General features: G+C 47.9%; 17 protein-coding genes. 5 read left to right on the forward strand and 12 right to left on the reverse strand.

The window, feature by feature from the left end; genetic code table 11:
- Positions 1-5: 5 nt before the first annotated feature.
- From IZU26_RS09740 to IZU26_RS09780, 9 genes are all read right to left on the reverse strand, one after another.
- Positions 6-452 carry a hypothetical protein gene (locus tag IZU26_RS09740; protein ID WP_433278663.1) on the reverse strand — a complete coding sequence of 149 codons (447 nt, stop codon included), beginning with the start codon at positions 450-452 and terminating at the stop codon, positions 6-8.
- 105 nt (positions 453-557) lie between these two features.
- Positions 558-1,616, reverse strand: coding sequence for a formylglycine-generating enzyme family protein (locus tag IZU26_RS09745; RefSeq protein ID WP_433278665.1), 1,059 nt, complete (start codon positions 1,614-1,616; stop codon positions 558-560).
- Positions 1,617-1,680: 64 nt separating this feature from the next.
- Positions 1,681-2,454, reverse strand: coding sequence for a hypothetical protein (locus tag IZU26_RS09750; protein WP_433278667.1), 774 nt, complete (start codon positions 2,452-2,454; stop codon positions 1,681-1,683).
- Positions 2,455-2,539: 85 nt separating this feature from the next.
- A complete protein-coding gene (locus IZU26_RS09755) occupies positions 2,540-3,556 on the reverse strand; it encodes a calycin-like domain-containing protein (RefSeq protein ID WP_433278669.1) in 1,017 nt (338 codons plus the stop codon).
- Positions 3,557-3,605: 49 nt separating this feature from the next.
- Positions 3,606-5,642 carry a TonB-dependent receptor plug domain-containing protein gene (locus IZU26_RS09760; protein ID WP_433278670.1) on the reverse strand — a complete coding sequence of 679 codons (2,037 nt, stop codon included), beginning with the start codon at positions 5,640-5,642 and terminating at the stop codon, positions 3,606-3,608.
- A 144-nt stretch (positions 5,643-5,786) separates the two neighbouring features.
- Entirely contained in the window at positions 5,787-6,446 is a 660-nt protein-coding gene (locus IZU26_RS09765) for a TonB family protein (RefSeq protein WP_433278672.1), read from the reverse strand.
- Positions 6,430-6,834 (reverse strand): ExbD/TolR family protein, encoded by a 405-nt coding sequence (locus IZU26_RS09770; RefSeq protein WP_021331539.1) that lies wholly within the window; start codon positions 6,832-6,834, stop codon positions 6,430-6,432. Before IZU26_RS09770 ends, IZU26_RS09765 begins: the two co-directional genes overlap by 17 nt.
- A complete protein-coding gene (locus IZU26_RS09775; RefSeq protein ID WP_433278675.1) occupies positions 6,834-7,373 on the reverse strand; it encodes a MotA/TolQ/ExbB proton channel family protein in 540 nt (179 codons plus the stop codon). Before IZU26_RS09775 ends, IZU26_RS09770 begins: the two co-directional genes overlap by 1 nt.
- Before the next feature lie 50 nt (positions 7,374-7,423).
- The gene (locus IZU26_RS09780; protein WP_021331515.1) at positions 7,424-7,708 is read right to left on the reverse strand and encodes a transcriptional repressor; all 285 of its coding nucleotides are present in this window, start codon (positions 7,706-7,708) and stop codon (positions 7,424-7,426) included.
- A 153-nt stretch (positions 7,709-7,861) separates the two neighbouring features.
- Here IZU26_RS09780 and IZU26_RS09785 point away from each other — a divergent pair, with 153 nt between their 5' ends.
- From IZU26_RS09785 to IZU26_RS09800, 4 genes are read left to right on the forward strand one after another with little or no spacing between them, the layout of a single operon-like run.
- Positions 7,862-8,194 carry a nitrous oxide-stimulated promoter family protein gene (locus IZU26_RS09785; protein ID WP_433278677.1) on the forward strand — a complete coding sequence of 111 codons (333 nt, stop codon included), beginning with the start codon at positions 7,862-7,864 and terminating at the stop codon, positions 8,192-8,194.
- Positions 8,191-9,927, forward strand: a complete 1,737-nt coding sequence (locus tag IZU26_RS09790) for an ABC transporter ATP-binding protein/permease (RefSeq protein WP_433278679.1) — start codon at positions 8,191-8,193, stop codon at positions 9,925-9,927. Before IZU26_RS09785 ends, IZU26_RS09790 begins: the two co-directional genes overlap by 4 nt.
- A complete protein-coding gene (locus IZU26_RS09795; protein WP_433278681.1) occupies positions 9,924-11,630 on the forward strand; it encodes an amino acid ABC transporter ATP-binding/permease protein in 1,707 nt (568 codons plus the stop codon). The genes IZU26_RS09790 and IZU26_RS09795 overlap by 4 nt, the downstream gene beginning before the upstream one ends.
- 18 nt (positions 11,631-11,648) lie before the next feature.
- Positions 11,649-12,095: a YbaN family protein gene (locus tag IZU26_RS09800; protein WP_433278682.1), complete on the forward strand. Its 447-nt coding sequence runs from the start codon at positions 11,649-11,651 to the stop codon at positions 12,093-12,095.
- A gap of 260 nt (positions 12,096-12,355) precedes the next feature.
- On the opposite strand, the gene IZU26_RS09805 is transcribed toward IZU26_RS09800, so the two are convergent.
- The 3 genes from IZU26_RS09805 to IZU26_RS09815 all read right to left on the reverse strand — a co-directional run bounded on the left by IZU26_RS09805 (position 12,356) and on the right by IZU26_RS09815 (position 18,279).
- Positions 12,356-12,928 (reverse strand): flavin reductase family protein, encoded by a 573-nt coding sequence (locus IZU26_RS09805; protein WP_433278684.1) that lies wholly within the window; start codon positions 12,926-12,928, stop codon positions 12,356-12,358.
- 174 nt (positions 12,929-13,102) lie between these two features.
- Entirely contained in the window at positions 13,103-15,166 is a 2,064-nt protein-coding gene (locus tag IZU26_RS09810; protein WP_433278685.1) for a GmrSD restriction endonuclease domain-containing protein, read from the reverse strand.
- 14 nt (positions 15,167-15,180) lie between these two features.
- Complete coding sequence (locus IZU26_RS09815; RefSeq protein WP_433278687.1) at positions 15,181-18,279, reverse strand: type I restriction endonuclease subunit R; 3,099 nt, start codon at positions 18,277-18,279, stop codon at positions 15,181-15,183.
- A 122-nt stretch (positions 18,280-18,401) separates the two neighbouring features.
- On the opposite strand from IZU26_RS09815, the gene IZU26_RS09820 reads away from it, so the two are divergent.
- Positions 18,402-19,058, forward strand: coding sequence for a hypothetical protein (locus IZU26_RS09820; protein WP_433278689.1), 657 nt, complete (start codon positions 18,402-18,404; stop codon positions 19,056-19,058).
- Positions 19,059-19,117: the final 59 nt, after the last annotated feature.

A 19,117-nucleotide genomic window follows, 5' to 3' on the forward strand; every position in this document is an offset into this window, starting at 1 on the left:
TTGGATCAGTATTTGAATCTGCCGTCATACGGCTCGCCTTTTATGCAGTCGCCGAATTTCGTAAAATCCCCCATCGGCACGACGTACGGTTTACAGGAAAACGGATTCTTTGTCGTATCGACGGTAATACGTACATGCTTTGACGGCTGTGACGTGTCTTCGCCTTTTTCATAACAGCCGACAAGCCATGTTCCGTCTTTGTTGTCCGTAAAGGTTATCACGTGATACGGAAAACCCATTTCATCGCTGTGTATACCGGCAAAGTCTTTTTTTATCTCCATACACATGTCGAATTTTGCCCCTGCGACCGACAACGAACCCCAATACGAACCGTACAGATCGCTCTGCTGAACGACTGTCGGCGTATTGTTGTCCGACGAGCCGTTGCTGCATGCGCTGAACCCGACGAGGACGGCCGCCAAAGCCGCCAACACAAACAATGTTTTTTTCATAAAAACCTCCTAAAAAAATATTTTTTAAACATTTCCCATTGTCTTAAATTACAAAGGGCTTGTCTTACTGTACACGCCTGTACGATTTTCCGCCGGTTACAAAACTTATCGCTTTACCAAACGCAATCCCGTAAGAGGAGTCATATCGTCCGAATACGGCGCAAAGCGATATGCGCAGGACATCGCATTCGATTCGAGCACCCAACAACCGCCGCGGGCGATGCGTTTTTCGCGATAGCTGCTCTCGGCCGGAACTTCTCCGGTCGGATCGGTTAAACCGCCTGCAGGCGTTTCGGTTGTCATCCAATCCCAGCACCACTCGAACACGTTTCCGCTCATATCGAATAAACCGTAGCCGTTCGGTTTTTTCTTTTTGACTTCATGGGTTTTCATGCCGGCATCGCCGCCGCTATCATTGTTATACCATGCATATTCTTTCAGCTTGTCTTCGTCATTCGTTCCCGCCCATTTGTCGTCAACACCGCCTTTTGCAGCCCATTCCCATTCGGCTTCGGTCGGCAGGCGGAAACCGTTTTTGCTCATATCCAATACGGCATCGTTCCAAGCTGCGGATGCAAGGTTGTTTGCCTTCGGAATATCGTCATACGCGAGGGTTGCAAAATCGACTGGAATACCGCCCACCGTTACCGTATAGCAGGGTTCCAGACCGAGTTTAATGCTGAGCTTATTGCAAAACGATATCGCCTGATACCAATTTATCCTTTCTACCGGACGATTTTTTTGTACTTCGCCCGAAGCGGGATCCGTATCAAATTTCAGATCATCTTCTTCGTGGGGTTCCTCTGCATACTGCATTCCGGTATTGTTAAAAAGACTTGGGTTTTTGCCCATGACCGCTTTCCACAGTTCCTGCGTCACTTCGGTTTCACCTATACTGTACGCGGTCAAACTCACCGTATGCACATCGTTATCTCCGAAATCGGCATGGCCGATACTGCCGTTTGTTACGGAATCTATCGGTATCATTTTAAAGCTCGCCTCACCGTTTATCGACCCTACGCCGGTTGTAGCGTCATAAGTTATAACCTGTTCTTTTACCTCATCTTCGGCTGCATTATTGCAGCCGGCAAAATACAGTACGGCAAACGCAAGCAAGACAAAGCCGAATAATTTCACTTTCCGTGTCATATAAATCGTCTTCATTGTATTCTCCTAATTCCAAATTCTACAAGCTGCCGAAAAAGCAATCGCCTTTTGAGACAGCCCTTTAATGTGCGTATTCGTTGTTATAGGGTTTCCCTTTCGTACAGTTTAAAAACTGCGCTATGGCGCCCATTGGAATGATATTCGGCTTACAGCTGAACGGCAGCGTTTTCGTATTGATCCGAATTCTGACATGAGTCGAAGGCTTTGTTGTATCGTCTCCCGGATGATAGCATCCTACCATCCATATTCCGTTGCCTTCGTTTTCATACGTTACGACTTCATAGGTAAATCCCATCATATCGCTGTGCACTTCGGCTCCGTCTGCCTTTACGACGATGCACATATCATGGTAGGCACCGGCAACCGACGCCCGTCCCCAGTACGAGCCGCACAGATCGGTCTGCTTCGTAAAACGCCCGTCATAGTCGACCCCTTTTGTACAGGAAAGCGCTCCCATTGCGGCGATCGCAACATTTGCAGTATACGGCTCTGTCGTCTTGCTGACGGTTACCGTCACATTCGCAGCATCCGTACCGGGCGTCTTTCCCTCCTCATACGCGGATACGAGCCACGTTCCGTCGCCATTGTCGGCATAGGTTACTTGCGGATACGAAAACGACTTCGGATCGCTGTATACTGCAAGACCTTTTTCAGCCAGCATTACACACGTCTCATACTGTGTCCCTCCGACGGTACACGTTCCCCAGTACGAACCGTACAGATCGCTATGCGGAACGACTGTCGGCGTATTGTCGTCCGATGAGCTGTTGCTGCATCCGGCAAATCCGACAAGAGCGATTACCAAAACCGTCAGAACAAACAATGTTTTTTTCATAAAAACCTCCTTTCACTTTTTATGAAGTTCTTATACGATTATGCAAACGGAAAGTCCGACCGCCCGATTCCTTGTACGGTAAGCATCATTCGCTTTTAAATCTTTCAATAACGGGAAGCGGCATCGCTCCCGGATTAAACGAAACGCGCAGCATCAGTTTTCCGCCTGTAAGTTTTCCGCGGACCGACAGCTTCATTAATTTGATAATCGTTCCGTCGGCCTTCTTTACAGGAAGACCTCCGCCCTCTTCGGGCTTAGGTTCGGGATCAGGCGCATCGTACTTGAGATAATAATCGCTCCCGTCTTTAAACACTTGCACGTCGGGAATATCATAAGCTTCGATCGTCATCACCGCCCCGTTGGCAAAGCGGTGCATGCCGAGCGTTACCGTATGCGTACCGGCGGCACCAGGCTTAACGGTAATTGTCGGCTTACTTCCGTCGCCGCAGGTTCCGTGCCCGCGTGCGACATTTCCCCCCTCCCCGACCAAATAGTCGAACGTTCCGGTATACGAAGTTGTCCCGTTCCAGTCCGCTTGCGGTGCACCGGACGGAACTTCAATAACCGGTTCATCTTTAATATTCGGATCAAACGCTATTGTAGGCGCATCGGTATTGTGCGGAATATTCTTTTTCTTTTTCATGGTAACACGTGTGTTTTGCATAGGTCCGATGCCGGTAAGTGCGTCGCCGGTAAGCAAAATGACCACTTCATCCAAAGAGTTTATGCCGAGCTGAACGGTCATCGCAGCTTTTGACTTGTCGTGAGATTCCGCCGCCGCCAGATCCGCGCCGCCGAACCAATACATCGTGTAGTTGCTTTTGGAATTCTTAACGGTATAATAATAAAATTGAACGACAGTCATTCCGTTGATGCTCATATTCCAATCGGCCCGCTTATCGTTATATAAAATAAGCGACGGCACTAAAGTCTCGCCGCTTGAAGCGGTAATGGTTCCGTGGTACGTATAACCGTACAGCTCGCTGATGTCGTGATCTTTAAGCTCATCCGCGCTTTGCGAGCAGGAAACCGACAGCAAAATCAGCGCCGCCGAAATTGCCGCAGTCCCTCCCTTAAAAAAATATCGCATGTTTTTTTTCATAAAACCTCCTATAAAAACTTTTTCAGGAAATCGACAAGCGACGCTTACCTCACTTCCCGAAATTATATTTACCGCCGATACGCACACCGATACCGTCGGCAAGCCCGTAATATTTTTTTTGCGTTTCTCCGTTCGTCCCTTTTACAAAGTGAATATTGTTCAGCATATTGTCCACGCCGACATATACTTCGAGTTTTTCATCCAAAAACTTTTTCGAAACGTCGAAGCCGACCATACAGTAATCGGGCGTGTAGTAACCGCTTTTCGCCGTCAAAAGCTGCGGCGAATTCCACTGCACGTTCAAAGAGGCCGTCGTTTCGATGACGGGAATGCGGTAGGCGACGTGTGCGGTGAGGCGGTGCGGAACGCGCAGCGCGAGGTTTTCCCATCCGGCGGTATCTTTATCAAAAAACTTCGCTCCGGTGTATGCGTAGCCGACTTTTACGTTGAGCCTGTCCATATCCGAGCTTATTGAAATATCGCCTCCGTAAGTCATCGCCTTATCCACGTTTCGATATTCGCGTTTCTGCGGAGACGAAGACGCATCGGTGACGACGCTGTCGATGAGGTCGAGTATGTAATTGAAATAGCCGCCGGCGGAAACTTTAAAAAGATTTTTTACGTTTTGCTCGACGCCGATATTGAAACTGTGCGATTTTTCCGGAACGAGATTCGGATTTCCGTAGAGGATAAAGTTTCCGGCGCCGGGTGCGTAGCTGTGTCTGAAAATCCAGTGTTTTTCTTTCAGCGAAGGAATTTTATACCCCATGCCGTAGCTGAGCCTGAGCGCCGTCTTTTCGGTCGGATTGTATTTTATGCCGAACTTCGGCGTCGCCATAAAAAGCGCGCTGCTTCCCTGAACGCTCGGTGAAACGTCGAAGCGGACGCCGGGAACGAGCGTCAGCTTTGCGTCGAAAAGTGCAATGCTGTCCTGTGCGAAGAGCGCGGTTTCCAAAGCATATTTTCGCTTTTCGAACGACGTACCGCTCATCGATTCGAGGTCTGCGTTTGCACCCAACGTGATATCGTTTATCGTATTCGGCTTCCAGTGCGCCCTCGTATCGCTTTCCACGTCGAAAGAATTCGAATGCGTCCCCGTCGACGAAGAGTGTGCACCGGCCTTTACGTTGTAAACGGTATCCATAAAATACAGTTTTCCCGCAAGGAAGCCGTCGACGTAGAACTTTTCGCTGCAGATATATTTTCCCGTAAAACCGAACTCCCCGCGGTGAGCGGTGTACGTCATATCCGCGCCTTTATCGAGCCCCGTTTTCGTATAATTGCTTATTTGATGCGAAATCGTATACAGCCCGTATGTGCCGACGGAACCCCATGCATCGTTCCACGCAAACGTATCCCGCACAAAGCCGAGTATTTTTTTTGTATTTTCGTAATACTTGATTTTTCCGGCAAGAGCGTCCTCCGTCATCCTTTCCTTGCCCGGATTAAAATCGAAACTGCCGATCAGCGTATTCGAAAGATGCTTTCCCGAAACAGTGAGATTCCCCGCCGCATAATTTTTCCATCCCAGTATCAACGGCATGAACCCGACTTCTTCGGTTACGCCGCCGCCGATTTTAAGCTTCGTTTTTTCCGTACCCTGCGTGTCTTCCTTTTCCGAATCCGCCGCCCCCCGCTTCGTTACGATGTTGATGACGCCGCCCATCGCATCGCTTCCGTACAAAACGGAATCCGCGCCCTTGATAACTTCGATTCGTTCGATGTTTTCGACGGGAATCTGAAAGATCGGAGTCGAGCCGGATATATCGGTCGAAACGCTCACACCGTCTATCATGATCTTCACGTAACCGTTTCCGAGTCCCTGCATTGTGACGGATTCGTTGGCGTTTCCGGCCGTAGCGGTGCTGACTGCAACATCGGGAAGCGTTTTCAAAGCTTCGCCGACGGTCTTCGAACCGGACTTCCGTATGTCTTCTCCGGTGATTGTCTTTTTTTGTTCGACGGCGTCGTCGATAGTCTGTTCGATCTTTTCCGCATCGACGACGATAACATCGTCTTCCGTTTCCTGTGAAAACAAAAGCTGTGCCGAAAAGAATATGATGCAGAAAAAAATATACCGTTTCAAAAATATGCCTCGATTTTAGTTAGATGTAGCTAACCCACTATGTAAAGGATTTTCTTATTTTATGCAATAAAATTTCGACCTTATTGAGAAAAAATATCAATAAGGCATGCTTTTAATAAAATTTACCGCTCGTTCCGCTTGCACTCAGTGCAGCGAAAAATCCATAACGAATGAGAGCGTCATCGCGTTCGCCCCGCTCGTCATTTTTCTGAACGGAGCCGATTTTTTTATCGCGGCGAGACATGCACTGTTTAAAAGCTCGTATTCCGACGGCTCGAGAATGACGGCTTCCGCAAGCGTTCCGTCGGGATTGACAGTGATGCGCGCGCGCACTTTGCCTTCCAAGCCGCTTGAACGAGCGGCATAAGGATATGTCTTTTTCGATGCGATACGCCCGAGCACATAGGATTTATACGTTGCCGCCGCCTTCGCTCCCTGCGTATGAGAAAACGAATCTACGGCGCCGCCCGCATTCGCCGTGTCACTTACCGTACTTTCGCTCGCATCCGCCGACGGGCTTTCATCGACCGCTTCGGCTTGCTCGAGTTCTTCGGCCGGCGTTTCCGGTTTCGGAGAAGGGATCGTTTCGGCGGGTTTTGCCGGAACTGCGGGAACGCTTTTATTGTGCACGGCTGCCGGCGCTTTTTTTGCCGGCCGCTGTACGATGCGCACGTTCGACACCGTCGTATCCGATACGATCGACGCTTGAGACGACGAAGCGCTCCGTATACCCCAAAAGGGCAGGCAAAACAGCACTGCGACGATTGCGAGCGTACACAGAGCGGAGCTAATCCAGCGGCTCATGCACGATACCTATGCGGCTGATCCCCGCGGCCTGCACTTTTGTCAATATCTGCACGATCCGTTCGAACTCGACCGTCCGCTCGCATTCGAGCGAAAGCGCAAGCTCCGGTTCCCGCGCATACATGGACGAAAGCGTATCCTCGAGCGCTTCAAGCGTTACGGCGTCTCCGTCCAATTCCATCCTGTCGGCAGTGACGGCAAGCACCTTCGTCGTATTGCGCTCCTGCGTCGCGTCTTCGCTTCTCGGCAAGTCGAGCGGAAGCGAGCTTCTTTTAAATTGGGTCGATACCATAAAAAAAATGAGCAAAATAAAGATGACGTCGATGAGCGACGTGATGTTTACGACAAGCTCTTCGTCGTAACGGGAAAAAGAATCGGGAGCAAACATTATTTACCCTCCGACGTTTTCCGATCGGTTTCTTCGCCGTACAGCTGCATAAACATCATGCGCTTTTCGATAATGCGCTTAAACGTACGATAACACAAAAGCGCGGGTATCGAAATGATCATGCCGAACGCCGTCGTGAGCATCGCTTCCCAAATGCCTCCGGACAGATCCTGAATATTCACCGCAGCGCCCACTTCCGCCATCTTGGAAAACGAACCGATAAGACCGGTAACCGTACCGAGCAGCCCTATCGAAGGCGACACCGCGCTGATAAAATTGAGCAGCCACAGTCCGCGGTTCATTTCGTAATACAAAAGCGTGCTTTCCTTTGTAAGTTCGGTACGGCGCTGCCCCTCCGGCAATGCGGCGACTGCCGCCGCCTTTTCCTGCAGGCGCTTGAGCACATCGTTTTTCGAACCCTTTCGCGTTTGAAAAAAATACATGCTGCGTTCAAGGCATTGGCAAAAACAAAAGCACAAGATCACGGCGAGTACCCAATTGATAGGCCCGCCCAAATTAATAAATTCAATCAATCTCATACTGCTACCTGATATTCCTTATTGTTAAATTTGCTTATGTACACTGCGTTTTAAGGAGAGCTCGATACGGCGATCTGAGTATCTGCGCTTCGCCGTTTCGGTATTATTTTAACATACTGCTGCCGAACATATCCGAGCTCTTGCAGCGAACGTACCATTCTGTATACGGTCGCCCGCCCGATTGAAGTATCTTTTTTATGCGCGATGTATAATATCTCTTTCGGCGATACATCGGGGTTTTGCAGTATGATCGAAAGCAGCCGTTTGCGCTGATTCGTTATGCGCATCCCCTTTTCTTTGAAAGATGCAAGTATTTCGTCAAACAGATATTTCATAGCGGTTTCAAATAAACATAACGGCAGAAGATAAAAAATCTATACGGTTATCACATACTAATCATAGTTAGCTTATGCTATTATTTAAATCGGGATATGTCAATAGGAAATATTGATTGACGCGGAAACGTTTATCCGCTAGTATCGTTAGCAATGGGTAACTCCATCGAAACGAAAACGGCGCACGAAAAGAAAATCGTCGGCGAGATGATACGGCTGTACTGCCGGAAAAAGCACGGGGTGAAAAACTCGCTGTGCGCCGAGTGCGCCGCGCTTTATGCGTATGCGCTCGGAAAAATCGACAAGTGTCCGTTTATGAAAGAAAAAACGTTTTGCTCGGCATGTAAAGTTCATTGCTACGGACAGGAAATGGGAAATAAAATCAAAACGGTTATGCGCTTTTCAGGACCGCGGATGCTGTTATATCATCCGATCCTCGTTATAAAGCATATAATCGTCGGTATGCAAACTAAGGAAAACGCATGATTAAAATTCGATTGATACGATTACTGTCGCACGCAAAAAAATTCGTACTTTTGCAAGTGCTTTGCCAATGGGTTTCGCTGCTCTGCCAAACAGCGATCGTCTTTTTTATAAGCGATATCGTGCAGAAACTATTCGTTCATGAGTCGATCGCCCCTCTCGCCCCGCTGTACGCCGGTGCGGCACTGTGCTGCTTTGCCGTACGATTCGTATCCGACCGCTTCTACGTCGCCGCATCGTACAATGCGAGTGCCGATGTCAAAATAACGCTGCGCAAGCACATGTACGAAAAACTCCTGCGCTTGGGCGCCTCATACCGGAGCTCCGCGCCTACTGCGGAAATCGTACAGCTCGCTTCCGACGGCGTCGAACAGCTTGAAATCTATTTCGGAAAATATCTTTCACAGTTTGCATACAGTCTGCTTGCGCCTTTAACGCTGTTTGCCTTTTTGTCGTTCGTGAGTATAAAAGCGTGCGCCGTCCTTTTGCTGTGCGTACCGCTTATTCCCCTTTCGATCGTACTCATCATGAAGATCGCAAAATTCCTTTTGCGAAAATACTGGGCGCTCTATGCAAAGCTCGGCGACGGCTTTTTGGAAAATTTGCAGGGACTGACCACTTTAAAAATCTACCGCGCAGATGAACAAAAGGCGGCAGAAATGGACAGGGAGGCCGAAAACTTCCGACGGATTACGATGAAAGTGCTTTCCATGCAGCTGAACAGCACGAGCGTTATGGACATTATGGCGTACGGCGGAGCGGCAATCGGCATGATCATCGCTCTCGGCGAATTCGCGCGCGGAGAAGTTACGCTCGGCGGCTGCCTTATGATCGTATTGCTCGCTGCAGAATTTTTTATTCCGTTGAGACTGCTCGGCTCTTTTTTTCACGTTGCGATGAACGGTATGGCGGCATCCGATAAAATATTCGCGCTGCTCGATCTGCCGGAAAAAGAGGAAGGTCCCGCCGTCCTTTCAGGCCCTTCCGTTGCCGTCGAGTTTTCGGACGTTTCGTTCGCATATTCTCCCGAGCGGAACATATTGAAAGATGTTTCGCTTTCATGCAAGCCGAAGTCGCTCACGGCGATCGTCGGAAAATCGGGATGCGGCAAAAGCACGATCGCTTCTCTCATCATGACGCGGAACAAGGGGTATTCCGGCAGCATCAGCTTTAATAAAACGGAACTCGCTTCGATACACGAAGACGCCGTTATGAACGCGGCGACGCTCGTCACTCATGAAAGTTATCTGTTTAAGGGAACTGTCGAATATAACCTCCGCATGGGAAACGCGGATGCTTCGGAAAAGGATATGCAGCGCGCATTGCAAAAAGTCAATTTGTGGAATTTTTTGCAAACGCAAAACGGGCTCGAAACGAAGCTTGCGGAAAAAGGCAGCAATCTTTCGGGCGGACAGTGCCAGCGGCTTGCGCTCGCCCGCGCATTGCTTCACGACAGCGCCGTCTACGTATTCGATGAAGCCACTTCGAATGTCGATGCGGAAAGCGAAGCGATGATCATGGACGTCGTCAAAGCTTTGGCAAAAAATAAAACCGTTATCGTCATTTCGCACAAGCTGTCGAATATCACCGGCGCTTCGTGCATATACATGCTCGACGGCGGACATGTCATTGAATCGGGTACGCATGACGAATTGATAAAAGCGAAGGGTAACTATGCTGCCATGTACAACGCACAGCATAAACTCGAAACCTATGCGGAGGAGGCAAAACGATGAAGTGCAACACAGCGCAGCGAAAAGTCGAAAAGAAAAACGCATTTTTAATTATGGCGCGCCTCATCGTCCTCATACGCACGCTCATCCCCGTCATGCTGCTTGCGATTTTTTTCGGCAGTATCGGACACTTGTGCGCGATCGCCGTAACGGTATCGGCGGCTTCCGGAATCGCGGGCATCGCCGGACAAAGCGCGCCCTTGCTGCCGCTTCGGATTTTGCCGTACTTTTTGATCGCGTTTGCAGTGTGCCGCGGTATCTTCCATTATGCGGAACAGTACTGCAATCATCTTATCGCATTCAAACTGCTCGCGGTCATCAGGCACCGCATCTTTGCAAAACTCCGCGAACTCTGCCCCGCAAAGCTCGAAGGCAGAGACAAAGGCAATCTCATTTCGATAATAACATCGGACATCGAACTGCTCGAAGTCTTTTACGCGCACACGATTTCTCCGGTCGCGATCGCGCTCATCGTGTCGGCGTGCATGACCGTCTTTATATGGCACGGAAGCGCCGCGGCCGGCATCATCGCTTTATGCGCGTATATAACGGTCGGCGCCGTCATCCCGCTTGTAAATGCAAAGCTCGGAGGTGCGGAGGGTCTCAAGTTTCGAAACGCGTTCGGAAATTTGAGCGCCTTCGTGCTCGATTCGCTTCGCGGCCTCGACGAAACGATACAATACGGCTGCGGCAAAAAACGCTTATCCGAATTGGAAATGAAATCGCAGGAACTGACAGCTACGCAAAAAAAACTTTCAGCGCTTGAATCCTATCAGCGCGCCATTACCAATCTCGTCATCATCGCTTTCGACGCCGCGGTTTTTTACCTGATGCTCCGCTCTTTTTTTGCCGGCAGCGTTTCACTCGGAAGCGTCATCGTAACGACGACCGCTTTGATGAGCTCATTCGGGCCGGTCGTCGCCCTGTCGAATCTTTCGAACAATTTGATGCAGACGCTTGCAAGCGGAGAAAGAGTCCTCTCCCTGCTCGATGAAAAGCCTGTCGTCGAAGAAGTGACAAGCGGCAATATGAACGATGAAACCGCCGAAAAAGCTTTTGCCGTAAACGGCATCGATATTGCAAACGCCGATTTTTCTTACGGCGCGGAAAACATCCTGACGAATTTTTCGCTCAAAATTCCCGGACGGAAAATATTCGGCATTCACGGGCCGTCCGGCTGCGGCAAATCGACGCTTTTAAAATTGCTCATGCGCTTTTGGGATCTGCAGTCGGGAAGCATTTCGCTTTCGAAAAAAGACATACGGACGATCGATACGGCATCCCTCCGCCGAGCAGAATCCTACGTAACGCAGGAAACGTCCCTCTTCCGCGACACGATCGCAAACAATATCGCAATCGGCAAAATCGGCGCGACGCGCAAAGAGATAATCGACGCGGCGAAAAAAGCGTCGCTCGACGAATTCGTCTCTTCGCTTCCCGACGGATACGACACGGAAGTCGGCGAACTGGGGAGCACGTTGTCAGGCGGAGAGCGGCAGCGCATAGGACTTGCCCGCGCCTTTTTGCACGATGCGCCGATCATGTTTTTGGACGAACCGACGAGCAACCTCGATTCGCTGAACGAAGGCATCATCTTAAAATCGCTCAACGAAAAATCAAAACGTAAAACCGTCGTCATCGTATCGCATCGAATGTCGACGCTGAATATCGCACATACCGTTTTTGAAATGGAAAAGTTTTTATAGGAGTTGATAGGAGTTGAAATGAAAAACCCGATTCGCATCTTGTGGATAATACTCGGTTTTATCTCACTGGGATTAGGTACCGTCGGCATCGCGCTGCCGATTCTTCCGACCGTACCCTTTTATTTGGCAACCGTTTTTTGCTTTGCCAAAAGTTCGAAGAGATTGCACGACTGGTTTATAGGCACATCGCTGTATAAAAAGCATTTGGAAAGTTTTGTCGAGCATAAAGCGATGACGCTGAAAACGAAAATTTCGGTTATCGCTACGGTGACGGCGGTAATGCTTACGGGCTTTATCATGATGAAGCGGGTTCCTGTCGGCAGAATTTGTCTTGCTGTCGTGTGGATATGCCACATCGTCTATTTCGTTTTCGGCGTCAAAACGCTGCGTAACAAAACGCAAAATCAATGCGGCGATATCGATACGGCACAAGATTCGGAAAACGACAGAGCCGTTTCAAATTGAACGAAACGCAGCGGACACGAAGGCCGACGCCGCTTTCGTTCGTCGTGCGTGAGGGATTGGAGGCGCGGCGAAGCCGTTCCGAAGCGAGCGATGAGCGAGCGGAGGAATGGAGCGCATGAGCGCGGAACGCCGAAAAGCCCGGCCCGAGCGGAGCGAGGGACACGCCCTAACGATTAATAATTATTAATTGTTAATCGTGTTTTGTCCCGGGCGATCGGAATCGCGGACTCCGAACGGGCACGCGAGCTTTCGAACCGCGTTTATTTTTTCATCAGATCGGCGCCGCTCTTCCACGCCTGCCCGACTTTTTCACCGATGCGGTAATAGCCGTTTTGGAATTGGTCGAATACGAACGCGTTGAGTTTTTCAGGATCGATTTTATCTTTTGCGTCGAGAATTTTTTCGTCTGCGATGACGTTGACGATTTCACCGACGACGCGAAAACCGCCGACACCGTGTTCGATCGCCGCAACTTTGCATTCGAGCGTGAGCGGGAATTCTTCGACGACGGGAGCGTCCACTTTCCGGCTTTTATACGCGTGAAGTCCCGTACGTTCGAATTTGTCGGGCATCGTATTGCACGACGCGATGCCGAAAAAATCCGCCGCTTCAATGTTGTCGAGATCCGCCACGCTCAACGTAAAGGCGTTTCTCTTTTTAATATTTTCGGACGTTTTGTGCGATTCGTCGAGATTGAGCGCGACCATATTTTCCGCGCACATGCCGCCCCACGCCATATTCATAACGTCGACGCTGTCGTCTTCGTTGTACGTCGCAACCATGAGCACCGGCATGGGAAACACATAGGGATGAACGCCTAAATCTTTTTTCATACTAAGCCTCTGTAATTTTTGCGGAAAATCGCAAGCTTTGATAAAAGCGACGGCAGCCTCTCGAATGCCGTCGTTTACCGTATCTCACCGGATAAAAACACTATCACCGAAAGGAAGCTTTGTCAACGAAGGGGGAATCGGGTATCGAGGATATTATCTGAAAATTTGATGAATTTATTCTTCGTCTTGCAGCATGAACGCCTGTTCGACGATAGCCATTACATCATCAAGTTCATCCAAACTGCTTAAACTGACTTCGACATCACCATTACCCCATTTGCCGACATTTGATAAGTCTTTACAAATTCCTTTCGGATCGATGACATCGGAAAATTTCATATTCACTGTTAGAGTGAGTCGCGCTTTTTGAATAATCACATCTACAAAATTGGTATCGAGTTTGTATGCGATATACATTTTTTTAAATTCTCTTCTCACATAGGTACTGAGATTGAGAATTCGGATGTTAACTTTTTCAAAAAGCATACGGTTAAACGCATTCAAGTGCTGATAACTTTCAAGGGTATATTCCGATACGCTATCTTTTTGCTTACGGTAAGGAGCAAGTTCAACCTCCGTGAGTGTCGGGTAAGGCCACACCTTTTTGGCAATTTCGCCGAGCAGAACCGCGCGCTCATTGATCTGTCTTTCGCCCCAAGAGGTCTGAGCGACGACATACTTATTCAGACGGAGTGCGCTCTGTCTGAAACCGCCGTCTATTGTCAGTTTGTCGGTAAACGGTAAATCGCTCATTTCGGAATTGTATGCCGTCAATGTAAGATTACCGATTGTATGCAGATACTTTTTTTGAATTTCATTCCATCTATCGCCAAGCGCGGATACCCACTCTGCACAAAGGTGAGGGTTTTGCGGGATGATATGCTCAATGCTCAAATTTTCCGGAACAACGGCCGACTTGTTATCCCAATTTTCAAGTCGTCCAAGGATATAGCGGCAGCGACTCATATTGTAAATATCGCGTTTTAGGAAAGCATCAAAGAAGTGCTCGTCGTCCGGAAACTCTTTGTAGGAGTCGAGCAAAATAAAAAACGCTTTTACCGAGTTCAAGTAGTCGTCCGATTTGATGTCATTTTTCATTGTGGCGAAGGTTTTATTCAGCGAATTCGTCGGAATGTCGCAAACTGCGCGGCGTAAGACGTAGCTCACGCAAAGCTGTAGAATCTCTCGCAGTTCTTCAATTGTTATTAAACCATTGTCACAGTCTTCATGTACTTTCAGCAAAAACGGATAAGCAACTTCCATGCGAATCGATTTTATATCGCCGTACAACGATTTCAGTACGGGATCGTCGCTTTTGACAAAATACATATCCGTATAGTATTTTGCGAATCTGTAAATATCTCGGCACAGATCGCGAACACTCAGCTTATCGGCATGATGGTAGGCACGGAACTCCTTGTATACTTCGTTTTTCCGGGGAATTCTGCCTAATTTTATTGTAAGATAGTCGCGAAAAAAATTATCCAGCAATTCACTCTGGTGTTCGTAATCGAAAAGCTGCTCAATCGGCTGCCAGATGTTATTGTAAATATCCGACTGAGTGATAGAATCAACCCCCATCAGCAAGTGATTACGGATGAGATCGGAATCTTTCAAATCCATACCGGTAGAATTCAAGCTCTCGAAAATCGCCTGCGGATCATCGTACTGACGATCGAGAACGATATCTACGATTTGCAGTTTCCCGATAGCGTTGTAGAGGTCGGCCGGTGCAACCTCAGCTTTGTTAATTCTGTCGAAGAAAAAAGTGTAATTATCCACTACGCGGGATTTGAGTGAGTCGGGAATCGGGGAGCCCTCGATCTTTTTTATTAGGGTTTTCCTGTCGGTTTGTGTGAGAAGCAGCTTGTATTTAGCGTCGCCCGTTTCATATTGATTTATGAGCAGCGTGTCCGTTATTTTGTTGGGATTTGTCCCGCAGTCCGGGTGTTCCGCCGCGTAGTCACGCAAGGCGACAAGAAGAAGCGTTACCGTTGTAAGCCGCTGTTGTCCGTCAATAAGCATCGCCCGGGTAGAACCTGCTGCCGCATCTTCATCGATACGGACAATCGAGCCCAAAAAGTGTCCCTCTTTGTGTGTAGTATGAAGATTTACGATATCGTTCCAGAGACGGGTACATTGTTCGCGTTCCCAATTGTATGTTCTTTGATATAGCGGTATCAGGTATTGGCATGTTCCGCCAAGATATTTGTAGATAGTGCTTTTAAAAGCATTCATTGTTCAATTCTCCCTTAATTATCCGCCCACAGTTCGCATTGGCCGATAACGGTTGCGATTGCATCTTCCATACCTTCGGGCGGATATTTATATTTTTTTAATAATTTTTTTACCATCCGGCGCATACCGGCGCGTGCGGATTCTTTTTTCTGCCAGTCGATAGTGCGGTTTTTACGGAGCATATCCGTAAGTTCGCGGGTCATCGCAACGAGTTCTTCGTTGGCATAGAAATCTTTAACGGCTTCGGGGCGGGTCAGGGCATCATAAAACGCCGACTCTTCTTCGGTCAGCCCAATTGCTTTCCCTTCGGCCGAAGCTTCCGCCATCTCTTTCGCCATTTGCATCAGTTCGGCTATAACTTCTTCGTTTGAGAGCATTCCGTTGAGGTACGCTTTCATCGCGCGCGAGAGCATCTCGGAGAACTTTTCACTTTTGACGAGATTCGTTTTGCGGTAGAGAGATACTTGCTCGGCCAGCAGTTTTTTCAAAATCTCGACAGCGAGATTTTTTTCTTTCATTTTGGCGATTTCTTCAAGGAATTTGGGATCAAAGAGAGAAAAATCCGTATCGGCGCCCGAAAACAAATTGATAACACCTTCACTCCGAATACTTGCCTTTAATAGTTCGTTGATGCGGGCATTTATTTCTTTTAGAGATAAAGGTGTGTTTTCTCCGGTGATACGGGTAAGTAAGGTACGCACCGCTTCAAAGTAAGCTGCTTCAAACCGCTGTGAAGACGTAAGAAGCGATCGGCAAAGTGATAAAGCTTGTCGGAGGAGCATTGCCTCTTTGATAAAAGTATCTTTGCGATTCGTTACATTGCCGTAAGCGATTGGGGGCTCAGCAACCATTAAAGCCGCTTTACGGCCGTCTTCATTCAACTCGGCGGGATGCAAAGGAATATTTACAGCGGTCAAAAAGTTTACTCCACCGCTGATCAATTTTGCGCGGGTGAGGTCGGTTGCGGATTCCTTTATAAAGCCGGAATAGTCAAAACCGTGAAAAAGGTCACGACAAATCTCGAGCTTTTCGATAAATTTGGGCAATGCGGTTTTTGCAATATCCTGTTCGCCGTAATTTTGCTTGTCGCGATTGGTATAGTCATTCATTGCCTGTTTTAATGCCCCTGCAATACCGACGTAATCGACTACCAGGCCGCCCTCTTTATTTTTGTAAACCCGGTTGACACGAGCGATTGCCTGCATAAGATTGTGCCCTGCCATCGGTTTATAGACGTACATCGTAGCAAGAGACGGCACATCAAAACCGGTCAGCCACATGTCCACCACGATGACAATTTTGAAAGGATCATTATCGTCTTTGAACTTTTTCGCCATCTCATCTTTATGACGTTTGTTTCCGATTAGTTCGTGCCATTGTTCAGGATCGTTATTACTCGAAGTCATCACTATGCCGAGTTTTTCGATCCATTCGGGGCGTATTTCAAGCAGTTTTCGATAAATACGTATCGCAATCGGGCGAGAATAAGCGACAATCATCGCCTTGCCCGTAAGTTCGTGCTGCCGGTTTTCCTCATAGTGTTTAACAATATCTTCGCATAAAGCGGTAACGGTCTGCTCCGCACCGAGAATGCTGTCCATTCTGCCGAGTTCTTTTTTGCTCTTTTCGATGGCATACGGTTCGGCATGTTCGGACATGATTTCGTATTCCGCATCGATAAGGTGCAGAACATCTTCGTCCAGTTTTAAATGGATAACGCGGCTTTCATAATAGACAGGACGGGTCGCACCGTCTTCTACGGCTTGGGTCATATCGTAGACATCAATGTAGTTGCCGAAAACTTCGATAGTGGAACGGTCTTTAGCGGATATAGGCGTTCCCGTAAAGCCTATATAAGTCGCATTAGGCAGACTGTTGCGGATTATCCGTGCGGTACCGCGGATAATTCGGCCTGTTGTCGTATCGATTTTTTCTTCCAAGCTGTACTGACCGCGGTGAGCTTCATCAGCCATTACAATAATGTTGCGGCGCACGGAAAGAGGTTCGGAAGATTCTTCAAACTTCTGCATTGTGGTAAAGATAATGCCGTTTGCAGCCCGTGCAGCAAGCAGGTTTTTCAGATGTTTGCGGCTTTCAGCCTGTTCGGGCTTCTGGCGTAAAAAATCGGAACATTTGGCAAACTGCCCGAAAAGTTGATTGTCCAAGTCGTTGCGATCGGTAAGCACTACGATCGTCGGCGATTTTAAAGATTCTTGCAGCAAGTGTGCATAAAATACCATCGATAAAGATTTTCCACTGCCTTGAGTATGCCAAAACACACCGGCGCGTCCGTCCGTTTTGATTGCTTTGTCGGTAGAGATGACAGCCTTTTTTACGGCAAAATATTGATGGTAGGCTCCGAGGATTTTTCTGTCGCCTGAAAAGCAAATAAAGTTTTTAATGATATCCGACAGGCGTGTCTTATCGAATATTCCTTCAATAAAAGTGTCGAATTGGGCATATCGGGTGTTTTCGTAGCTGCCGTCTTTTGTTTTCCACTCCATAAAGCGATCTTCGTCGGCGGTGATTGTCCCTGCTTTTGACGTTGCAAGGTCGCTCATTACACAAAAGGCATTATAGGCGAACAAGCACGGTATTTCGTTCATGTAATTGCGAAGTTGCCGAAATGCTTCCGAAGCGTCGGTTTCTTCTCGACTGGGTGACTTCAACTCGAATACTACAACGGGTAAACCGTTCAAAAATACGATAACATCCAGCCTTTTTTCGCTGTTTTCGGTGATTGTCCACTGATTGGCGACGGTAAAAGCGTTGCGATTCTCATTTTCGTAATCGACAAGATGTACCAAAGCGGATAGCCGTTCGCCTTCATGGAAGTAATTTACGCTTACGCCGTTTTGGAGGTAGTCCATAAATCGTATATTTTTTTGTACTATCGTACCGCTTTCAAGACTCCGCAGCTTATAAACCGCTTCGCCAAGGGCATTTTCAGGCAATCTGGGATTTATGCGCCGTAAAGCGGGCATAAGCTCGTCTACATATAAAGGGTCGGCATAGTTGCGTTCGATATCGGGACCGTAAACATAGTTGTAACCCAATATGTCGCGGAACACCGCGATTACCGCCTTTTCATAGTCTGCCTCTGTGTACGACATAGAAATACCCCTTTTTCACATTCTATATCGAAACCCCTCAAGAAGTAAACAATCATTTAGAGCAGATAGCGCAAGCGATTTTTAAATCGTGGTTTGTGGATTTTGAGCCTTTTGGCGGAAAGATGCCGAAGGATTGGCGGGAAGGTACTTTTAGTGACCTTCTTTCTACGATCATTGGCGGAGATTGGGGCAAGGACACTTCGACAAGTAATAACACACAAAAAGTATATTGTATTCGTGGTACCGATATTGACAACATTAATGCTGGTAATAAAGGCAAAATGCCTATTCGTTATATCTTTCCTAAAAATTATGCTGATAAACAGTTAAGCGTTGGAGATATTGTAGTTGAAATTTCTGGTGGAAGTCCTACACAATCAACTGGACGCTGTGCACTGATAACACAGTCTCTTCTTGACCGATACGATTTCGGAATGGTATGTACCAATTTCTGCCGAGCTATCAAACCACTGCAAGGGTATTCATCCTTCGTCTACTTTTACTGGAAGTACCTTTATGACCGGGGTATAATGTTTTCCTATGAAAATGGTACGACTGGTATTAAAAACCTTAATATTTCTGATTTCCTTAAAATAGAGCCGATTATTATCCCTCCTATAAAAGTTGCCTTTTATTTTACCGAAGCAGTCGGTATTCTTATTGACATGATCTTTTCGAATAGTCTTGCGAATGAAAACCTCGCAGTAATTCGCGATACTCTCTTACCTCATCTAATGTCCGGCGAATTATCGGTAACTGACCTTGAGGATGATAAATGATTGTTTATCTTTCCCCTTGCTGTCATTATAAATCAATTACTTACCGAAAGACAGGGGGA

It is taken from the genome of Treponema sp. SP13, assembly GCF_050938355.1.
Classification (GTDB): Bacteria; Spirochaetota; Spirochaetia; order Treponematales; family Treponemataceae; genus Treponema_D; species Treponema_D socranskii.